Below are 8,125 nucleotides of genomic sequence, written 5' to 3'. Positions count from 1 at the left end.
AAATAGAGCCAAAATAGGGATCTCGAAAAAAGTAATACCCCTCTGGAGGCCACAGATGGCGGGGCCTCCAGAGCACTTTGTCGTTTTTGGACGGAAAATCCCTAGAACCCCTCTTTGCTGTTGTGCGCCCATTCGGGGGCTATCTCTCGGGCAAGGGCTTTGGCTTCGTGGTACATCTGGCCGCTGTGGGTCGCGCCGGACAAAAGCAAAAAGTTTAAACGCCAAAAAAGATGTAGCATCCGCTCGCCTTCCTGGACTCCACCGCGCAGCAGGGCAATAGTGCGCAGGTCTTCCAGCCTGTGCCATGCCAGCTGCCGCCCTGAAAATCCGCGCAGGTTGTCGGACTTGCTGCCTGGTAGCAGTTTGAGCTGTCGGCGCTTGGCTCGCGCCTCCTGTTCCTGGCGTTGCTGTTCAATCGTCCAGCGGGCGACTGGTAGCAGCATTTCGGCCATGTACTCGAAGTTATAGCGCACCGGCTGGCCGTCTGCTCCGTTTTCAACGTGGACAACTCGGCAGATTTCGCCGCTCTTTTGGTTGACGGTATCCACCATGCGCAGCACACGGCTTGCGTCTTTGGCTTGTCGGTCGGCTCCAAGGGGTAGCAGGCGGTCAACTAAATAGCGTTGGCAGGCGTTCCAGCGGGGCAAGGCGGCGCGGGGTATGACTCCATCCAGTAGCCACTTGGCTTGTATGCCACGGCCTGAAAAAATCAGCATGGATGGGGTCGGTATGCCTTCCTGTGCGCAGTAGTACAGCACCGAGGCTGCCAGCTGCTCCGGTGTCCTTCCGGTCGCCCATGGCTCGCGGTAGGTGTCCAGGTCGGCAAACAGTAGGCCAATACGGGCAAGGTTTACCACGCGCCTGTTTGGCCGGATAAATTCGGCCTGCGTCATCCAGGTGTCGCGGGTCTTGTCGATAAGCTCCAGGACGGTGGGCATTTCAATCAGCCGGTGAGACGACTGTTTTTTTTCGCCCTGGTCGTTGACCAGAATAGAGAAAAAACCCGCTCGTGCTGGGTCGTGGTATGCCCTGGCTTCTTCCGCCCGGTCGAATAGTGATAGCTGCTCTGCTGCCATGTCTGTCCTTGGTCGCCTTGCGCGTACAGCACAAGGGTTGTCAAAGCAGAAACAAGGCCGTAGAATAATGTTTAGCTAAACCCGCTGTTCTACGGCGGTCGCGCTAGTGACTTCCCCAAGTCAGTAGCTCGTGTTTCTGCAAAGCCCCGTTTGTCCACGGGGCTTTTGCTTTTCTAAAAGTCCTCAATCGGCGTTACCCGCTAAAGACTGCTTTTGTAGCGTACGCGGTAGCCAGCCTTCTGCATTCACATAAAAGCCTTTGATACCAAACTGAATCAGTACCGAAGCTGCGCCATCAACAGACACAAATACACGAATACCGCCACGCATACGACCTAAAACAAAGGTCTCTTTCTTGGTCTTGATAACGACCGCTAGCCCTTCCGTGCTTATCGCCTGAATGCTTGCATCTTCAACGCTGCCAGCTGCGATTAAAGCCCGAACACCAACCGGCGTTATCAGACTCATTGAACCAATATTCATAATCATGCCCTACCTGCACTTTTTGCACAAGATACAATCTATTTAACGCCTGACAATATTTAATTTTGTTTTGACGGCTTACTCTTCAATCAGGCGATAAATTGCCATGTTGATGATGGCGGCTCGTGACTGCCCCATTTCTGCGGCCATAGCGTCCACCTTTTCCAGCAGTGCCGGGGTGATTGTGAGGCTGATTTGTCGCTTATTGCCCTTCCTTACGCCCTTCTGATACGTCTGGCCTGCCGGTGCTTCTGGCTGCGCCTGGGCATCAGGTGCGCCCTGTATAAAGGCATCCGCTGCGCTAGGTTGTTTTAATCTTGGTTTACGTTGAATTGCCATGTCTTTTAATCGCCTTATACAGTTGTTTTAATATTAAAAACGTATGCGGCCAGTTCTTCCATTTCTGCTATTGCTTTGGGGTCGCGGGGCGACAATTCGCACACGGCCAGGCCAGCACCACCCGCGTTGCTAAAAGCCTTGCGGCGGCGTATCGGGGTTGATAGATACTCGAACTGTGGAACGTCTGCCACGGCTGCTGCTGCCTCGGCGTTATCCGTTGACCGCTCGCCTGGGTCTGCCTGGTTCAGCACCGCAAAGCAGCGCAAGCCGTCCCGAACGCTGCGGGCTTCGTCCACCAGTGCGGCCATGTCTTCCAATGCCCACACGTCATAAGACCGGGGGGCAAACGGCACTAGCAGAACGTCAGACAAAACCAGTGCCGCCCGTAGCGCGGTAGAGTCCCGCCCGCCTGCGTCTATGATGATGTCTTGCCACTTGTCGCGCTGCTGCAATACCTGCCCGCGCAGTGCTGCACCGTCCGCATACTGGGCGCAAGCAATGCCTGGAACTCTGCCCGCTTCTGCTCGGGCTGCAATGGCGGCGGCGGCTGTGCCTTGCCTGTCGCCGTCAATGAGCCACACGTCACGGCCAGCCAGTGCGCGGTAGATTGCCAGCTGTACGGCTAGGGTAGTTTTACCAACTCCGCCCTTTGTGTTGCCTACGGTGATAATCATTTTTAACCCCTTTTTAATATTAACTTGATAGTGAAATAATACCCTTTCGCTGGGTTTCGGTCAATACGTTTTTAATATTAAAACAGGTGCATGATGATAGTTTTTTAATCGTTGTTTGCAATCCTTTACGGTGCTTTTTCCCTTCCCTCTTGGCGTACCAATCCGGCCAGCTGGCCGGTCGCTCTTGCTTCTGCCGTTATGCGCTTGACGTGGGTCGCGCTGTAGCCGGTCAATTCGGCGGTTTTTTGGATACTGTGGCCGCTGGCTCGCAGTGCGATAACCTGGGCGCGGCGTTTCTTGTCGGCCTGTTTGCCAAGGTACTTGCCCGCCTGCTTTGCCAGCTGGATACCCTGCCGCTGCCGCTCTCGCCTTTCCTGGTAATCGTCCCGCGCCATTTGTAGAGCCAGGCGTAAAAGCATGGCCTGCACACTCTCCAGCACCACCTTTGCCACGCCTTCGGCTTGGTCGGCCAGGTCGGTTAAATCGACAATGCCAGGCACTGCCAGCCGTGCGCCTTTGTCTTGTATCGAGGCAATCAGCTTCTCGGCTTCTGGTAGGGGTAGGCGGCTGATTCGGTCTATCCGCTCGGCAATGACCACCTCACCCGGCTGCAAGTCGGCAATCATGCGCAGCAGCTCCGGGCGGTCTGCTCGCGCTCCGCTGGCCTTCTCACGGTAAACACCGGCAACGTAATAGCCCGCGTCCTTTGCGGTCGTGATTATTTCTTCTTGGCGTTCCAAGTCTTGCGCGTCCGTGCTGACGCGCAAATATACCCGCGCAACTTTCATGGCTCTGGCTCCTTTTGTCATTTTCAGAAGACGACTGCACCAGTTGATTGGGCGTAATGGCTGTTGTGCAGCCAGCTCCTGACAGTTCAATATCAGAAGTGATCTGCACCAATCTCGACTATGCTCAATACTCGTGTGCACCAAAGCGAGGTGAGCATGGCGACGGACACCCCACGGATTCCAGAACAAGGCGTGGCCACTCTGCCTGATGAGGCTTGGGAGCGTGCGCGCCGTCGTGCGGAGATCATCAGTCCGTTGGCGCAGTCGGAGACGGTCGGGCACGAAGCGGCCGATATGGCGGCTCAGGCGCTGGGCTTGTCTCGGCGCCAGGTATACGTTCTGATCCGGCGTGCCCGGCAAGGCAGCGGCCTCGTGACGGATCTGGTGCCCGGCCAGTCCGGTGGAGGTAAAGGTAAGGGGCGCTTGCCGGAACCGGTCGAGCGCGTCATCCACGAGCTACTGCAAAAGCGGTTCCTGACCAAGCAGAAGCGCAGCCTAGCGGCCTTTCACCGCGAAGTCACTCAGGTGTGCAAGGCTCAAAAACTGCGAGTGCCGGCGCGCAATACCGTGGCCTTACGGATCGCTAGCCTTGACCCGCGCAAGGTCATCCGCCGGCGGGAAGGCCAGGATGCCGCTCGTGACCTACAAGGTGTGGGCGGCGAGCCTCCTGCCGTGACCGCGCCGCTGGAGCAGGTGCAGATAGACCATACGGTCATCGACCTGATCGTGGTCGATGACCGCGACCGGCAACCTATTGGCCGCCCGTACCTGACCCTCGCCATCGACGTGTTCACCCGCTGCGTGCTCGGCATGGTCGTCACGCTGGAAGCGCCGTCTGCCGTTTCGGTTGGCCTGTGCCTCGTGCATGTCGCCTGCGACAAGCGCCCTTGGCTGGAAGGACTGAACGTGGAAATGGATTGGCAGATGAGCGGCAAGCCCTTGCTGCTCTACCTAGACAACGCGGCCGAGTTCAAGAGCGAGGCCCTGCGCCGGGGTTGCGAGCAGCATGGCATCCGGCTGGACTATCGCCCGCTGGGACAGCCGCACTATGGCGGCATCGTGGAACGGATCATCGGCACGGCGATGCAGATGATTCACGACGAACTGCCGGGAACGACCTTCTCCAACCCTGACCAGCGCGGCGACTACGATTCCGAAAACAAGGCCGCCCTGACGCTGCGCGAGCTAGAGCGCTGGCTCACATTGGCGGTCGGCACCTACCACGGTTCGGTGCACAACGGCCTGCTCCAACCGCCGGCCGCGCGCTGGGCCGAGGCCGTGGCGCGTGTCGGCGTACCGGCCGTCGTCACACGCGCTACTTCGTTCCTGGTCGATTTTCTGCCGATCCTCCGGCGCACGCTGACCCGCACCGGCTTTGTCATCGACCACATCCACTACTACGCCGATGCGCTCAAGCCGTGGATTGCGCGGCGTGAACGCTGGCCGTCCTTTCTGATCCGGCGCGATCCGCGCGACATCAGCCGTATCTGGGTCCTGGAACCGGAGGGACAGCATTACCTGGAAATTCCCTACCGTACCTTGTCGCATCCGGCTGTCACCCTCTGGGAACAACGGCAGGCGCTGGCGAAACTGCGGCAGCAAGGGCGCGAACAGGTGGATGAGTCGGCGCTGTTCCGCATGATCGGCCAGATGCGTGAGATTGTGACCAGCGCGCAGAAGGCCACACGCAAGGCGCGGCGTGACGCGGATCGCCGCCAGCACCTCAAGACATCAGCTCGGCCGGACAAGCCCGTTCCGCCGGATACGGATATTGCCGACCCGCAGGCAGACAACTTGCCACCCGCCAAACCGTTCGACCAGATTGAGGAGTGGTAGCCGTGGACGAATATCCCATCATCGACCTGTCCCACCTGCTGCCGGCGGCCCAGGGCTTGGCCCGTCTTCCGGCGGACGAGCGCATCCAGCGCCTTCGCGCCGACCGCTGGATCGGCTATCCGCGCGCAGTCGAGGCGCTGAACCGGCTGGAAGCCCTTTATGCGTGGCCAAACAAGCAACGCATGCCCAACCTGCTGCTGGTTGGCCCGACCAACAATGGCAAGTCGATGATCGTCGAGAAGTTCCGCCGCACCCACCCGGCCAGCTCCGACGCCGACCAGGAGCACATCCCGGTGTTGGTCGTGCAGATGCCGTCCGAGCCGTCCGTGATCCGCTTCTACGTCGCGCTGCTCGCCGCGATGGGCGCGCCGCTGCGCCCACGCCCACGGTTGCCGGAAATGGAGCAACTGGCTCTGGCACTGCTGCGCAAGGTCGGCGTGCGCATGCTGGTGATCGACGAGCTGCACAACGTGCTGGCCGGCAACAGCGTCAACCGCCGGGAATTCCTCAACCTGCTGCGCTTCCTCGGCAACGAACTGCGCATCCCGTTGGTTGGGGTAGGCACGCGCGACGCCTACCTAGCCATCCGCTCCGATGACCAGTTGGAAAATCGCTTCGAGCCGATGATGCTGCCGGTATGGGAGGCCAACGACGATTGCTGCTCACTGCTGGCCAGCTTCGCCGCTTCGCTCCCGCTGCGCCGGCCTTCCCCAATTGCCACGCTGGACATGGCTCGCTACCTGCTCACACGCAGCGAGGGCACCATAGGGGAACTGGCGCACTTGCTGATGGCGGCGGCCATCGTCGCCGTGGAGAGCGGCGAGGAAGCGATCAACCATCGCACACTCAGCATGGCCTGTCGACAACCTCTCGCGCAACCAAGACATCGCGGTCGGACTGCAAGTGATCTTGAAGCCACGGGCCCGTCCCACCCCGACATGGACCTCGATGCCCGAACGGACGTTAGATTTCGAGTTCTAGGCGTTCTGCGATGAAGGTTGGATCCCAGCCGGGATTGAAAGTGTCGACGTGGGTGAATCCGAGCCGCTCGTATAGGCCACGCAGGTTCGGGTGGCAGTCGAGCCGCAGCTTGGCGCACCCCTGCGTTCGCGCGGCATGGCGGCAAGCCTCGATCAGCGCGGAGCTGACACCCCGGCCCGCATGTGTCCGTCGCACCGCGAGCTTGTGCAGATATGCGGCCTCCCCCTTGAGGGCGTCGGGCCAGAACTCGGGATCCTCGGCCGACAAGGTGCAACAGCCGACGATGCCGTCGCTGCAACTCGCGACTAGGAGCTCGGATCTCAGGACGAAGGTCTCCGCGAATGTCCGGTCGATCCGCGCGACGTCCCAGGCGGGCGTTCCCTTGGCGGACATCCACGCCGCAGCGTCGTGCATCAGCCGCACAACCTCGTCGATATCACCCGAGCAGGCGACCCGAACGTTCGGAGGCTCCTCGCTGTCCATTCGCTCCCCTGGCGCGGTATGAACCGCCGCCTCATAGTGCAGTTTGATCCTGACGAGCCCAGCATGTCTGCGCCCACCTTCGCGGAACCTGACCAGGGTCCGCTAGCGGGCGGCCGGAAGGTGAATGCTAGGCATGATCTAACCCTCGGTCTCTGGCGTCGCGACTGCGAAATTTCGCGAGGGTTTCCGAGAAGGTGATTGCGCTTCGCAGATCTCCAGGCGCGTGGGTGCGGACGTAGTCAGCGCCATTGCCGATCGCGTGAAGTTCCGCCGCAAGGCTCGCTGGACCCAGATCCTTTACAGGAAGGCCAACGGTGGCGCCCAAGAAGGATTTCCGCGACACCGAGACCAATAGCGGAAGCCCCAACGCCGACTTCAGCTTTTGAAGGTTCGACAGCACGTGCAGCGATGTTTCCGGTGCGGGGCTCAAGAAAAATCCCATCCCCGGATCGAGGATGAGCCGGTCGGCAGCGACCCCGCTCCGTCGCAAGGCGGAAACCCGCGCCTCGAAGAACCGCACAATCTCGTCGAGCGCGTCTTCGGGTCGAAGGTGACCGGTGCGGGTGGCGATGCCATCCCGCTGCGCTGAGTGCATAACCACCAGCCTGCAGTCCGCCTCAGCAATATCGGGATAGAGCGCAGGGTCAGGAAATCCTTGGATATCGTTCAGGTAGCCCACGCCGCGCTTGAGCGCATAGCGCTGGGTTTCCGGTTGGAAGCTGTCGATTGAAACACGGTGCATCTGATCGGACAGGGCGTCTAAGAGCGGCGCAATACGTCTGATCTCATCGGCCGGCGATACAGGCCTCGCGTCCGGATGGCTGGCGGCCGGTCCGACATCCACGACGTCTGATCCGACTCGCAGCATTTCGATCGCCGCGGTGACAGCGCCGGCGGGGTCTAGCCGCCGGCTCTCATCGAAGAAGGAGTCCTCGGTGAGATTCAGAATGCCGAACACCGTCACCATGGCGTCGGCCTCCGCAGCGACTTCCACGATGGGGATCGGGCGAGCAAAAAGGCAGCAATTATGAGCCCCATACCTACAAAGCCCCACGCATCAAGCTTTTGCCCATGAAGCAACCAGGCAATGGCTGTAATTATGACGACGCCGAGTCCCGACCAGACTGCATAAGCAACACCGACAGGGATGGATTTCAGAACCAGAGAAAGAAAATAAAATGCGATGCCATAACCGATTATGACAACGGCGGAAGGGGCAAGCTTAGTAAAGCCCTCGCTAGATTTTAATGCGGATGTTGCGATTACTTCGCCAACTATTGCGATAACAAGAAAAAGCCAGCCTTTCATGATATATCGCCTGAATTAAGCCGCGCCGCGAAGCGGCGTCGGCTTGAATGAACTGTTAGACATCATTGGCGTGGAGCCGAGCAGACTGGCGGCTTCGTGCTTCACAAAGTAAATGAACGCAGTCAACTGATCAGCGCGTGAGGCCAAGCAATCCATC

At 59.6% G+C, this 8,125-nt stretch carries 9 protein-coding genes and 2 pseudogenes; 3 read left to right on the top strand and 8 right to left on the bottom strand.

Annotated elements, in window-relative coordinates; translation table 11 throughout:
• Positions 1 to 110: 110 nt before the first annotated feature.
• The 5 genes and pseudogenes from AC2UZJ_RS12255 to AC2UZJ_RS12235 all read right to left on the bottom strand — a co-directional run.
• A pseudogene (locus tag AC2UZJ_RS12255) lies at positions 111 to 1,076 on the bottom strand (replication protein); the annotation flags it as partial.
• Between the two features lie 183 nt (positions 1,077 to 1,259).
• Positions 1,260 to 1,559, bottom strand: coding sequence for a hypothetical protein (locus tag AC2UZJ_RS12250; RefSeq protein WP_486950428.1), 300 nt, complete (start codon positions 1,557 to 1,559; stop codon positions 1,260 to 1,262).
• Positions 1,560 to 1,637: 78 nt separating this feature from the next.
• On the bottom strand, positions 1,638 to 1,898 hold the full coding sequence (locus AC2UZJ_RS12245) for a ribbon-helix-helix protein, CopG family (RefSeq protein WP_486950427.1): 261 nt from the start codon (positions 1,896 to 1,898) through the stop codon (positions 1,638 to 1,640).
• Positions 1,899 to 1,912: 14 nt separating this feature from the next.
• Complete coding sequence (locus tag AC2UZJ_RS12240) at positions 1,913 to 2,572, bottom strand: nucleotide-binding protein (protein WP_486950426.1); 660 nt, start codon at positions 2,570 to 2,572, stop codon at positions 1,913 to 1,915.
• A gap of 125 nt (positions 2,573 to 2,697) precedes the next feature.
• Positions 2,698 to 3,381, bottom strand: coding sequence for a recombinase family protein (locus AC2UZJ_RS12235; protein ID WP_486950425.1), 684 nt, complete (start codon positions 3,379 to 3,381; stop codon positions 2,698 to 2,700).
• On the opposite strand from AC2UZJ_RS12235, the pseudogene AC2UZJ_RS12230 reads away from it, so the two are divergent.
• The 3 genes and pseudogenes from AC2UZJ_RS12230 to AC2UZJ_RS12220 form a co-directional block, all read left to right on the top strand.
• Positions 3,377 to 3,442, top strand: a pseudogene (locus AC2UZJ_RS12230) (hypothetical protein); the annotation flags it as partial. The gene AC2UZJ_RS12235 and the pseudogene AC2UZJ_RS12230 overlap by 5 nt on opposite strands.
• A gap of 74 nt (positions 3,443 to 3,516) precedes the next feature.
• Positions 3,517 to 5,196, top strand: a complete 1,680-nt coding sequence (locus AC2UZJ_RS12225) for a Mu transposase C-terminal domain-containing protein (protein ID WP_000179844.1) — start codon at positions 3,517 to 3,519, stop codon at positions 5,194 to 5,196.
• 2 nt (positions 5,197 to 5,198) lie between these two features.
• Complete coding sequence (locus tag AC2UZJ_RS12220; RefSeq protein ID WP_001381192.1) at positions 5,199 to 6,191, top strand: TniB family NTP-binding protein; 993 nt, start codon at positions 5,199 to 5,201, stop codon at positions 6,189 to 6,191.
• Here the strand turns inward: AC2UZJ_RS12220 and AC2UZJ_RS12215 are convergent.
• The 3 genes from AC2UZJ_RS12215 to AC2UZJ_RS12205 all read right to left on the bottom strand — a co-directional run bounded on the left by AC2UZJ_RS12215 (position 6,160) and on the right by AC2UZJ_RS12205 (position 7,968).
• Positions 6,160 to 6,660 carry a GNAT family N-acetyltransferase gene (locus AC2UZJ_RS12215; protein ID WP_000376623.1) on the bottom strand — a complete coding sequence of 167 codons (501 nt, stop codon included), beginning with the start codon at positions 6,658 to 6,660 and terminating at the stop codon, positions 6,160 to 6,162. The two genes, AC2UZJ_RS12220 and AC2UZJ_RS12215, sit on opposite strands and share 32 nt — an antisense overlap.
• Before the next feature lie 127 nt (positions 6,661 to 6,787).
• Positions 6,788 to 7,627: a sulfonamide-resistant dihydropteroate synthase Sul1 gene (gene sul1, locus AC2UZJ_RS12210; protein ID WP_000259031.1), complete on the bottom strand. Its 840-nt coding sequence runs from the start codon at positions 7,625 to 7,627 to the stop codon at positions 6,788 to 6,790.
• Positions 7,621 to 7,968 carry a quaternary ammonium compound efflux SMR transporter QacE delta 1 gene (locus AC2UZJ_RS12205; RefSeq protein ID WP_000679427.1) on the bottom strand — a complete coding sequence of 116 codons (348 nt, stop codon included), beginning with the start codon at positions 7,966 to 7,968 and terminating at the stop codon, positions 7,621 to 7,623. Before AC2UZJ_RS12205 ends, sul1 begins: the two co-directional genes overlap by 7 nt.
• Between the last annotated feature and the right edge of the window lie 157 nt (positions 7,969 to 8,125).

The organism is Paenalcaligenes sp. DL 309 (assembly GCF_057475285.1).
Note: the sequence above shows the minus strand (reverse complement) of the source record. Positions and strands in the feature narration are given on the sequence as shown.

Excerpts from the sequence above, each read along its gene's own strand:
- AC2UZJ_RS12235 (WP_486950425.1), bottom strand. The coding sequence starts at position 3,381 with ATGACAAAAGGAGCCAGAGCCATGAAAGTTGCGCGGGTATATTTGCGC.
- AC2UZJ_RS12205 (WP_000679427.1), bottom strand. The coding sequence starts at position 7,968 with ATGAAAGGCTGGCTTTTTCTTGTTATCGCAATAGTTGGCGAAGTAATC.
- AC2UZJ_RS12250 (WP_486950428.1), bottom strand. The coding sequence starts at position 1,559 with ATGAATATTGGTTCAATGAGTCTGATAACGCCGGTTGGTGTTCGGGCT.
- sul1 (WP_000259031.1), bottom strand. The coding sequence starts at position 7,627 with ATGGTGACGGTGTTCGGCATTCTGAATCTCACCGAGGACTCCTTCTTC.
- AC2UZJ_RS12245 (WP_486950427.1), bottom strand. The coding sequence starts at position 1,898 with ATGGCAATTCAACGTAAACCAAGATTAAAACAACCTAGCGCAGCGGAT.
- AC2UZJ_RS12240 (WP_486950426.1), bottom strand. The coding sequence starts at position 2,572 with ATGATTATCACCGTAGGCAACACAAAGGGCGGAGTTGGTAAAACTACC.
- AC2UZJ_RS12215 (WP_000376623.1), bottom strand. The coding sequence starts at position 6,660 with ATGGACAGCGAGGAGCCTCCGAACGTTCGGGTCGCCTGCTCGGGTGAT.
- AC2UZJ_RS12225 (WP_000179844.1), top strand. The coding sequence starts at position 3,517 with ATGGCGACGGACACCCCACGGATTCCAGAACAAGGCGTGGCCACTCTG.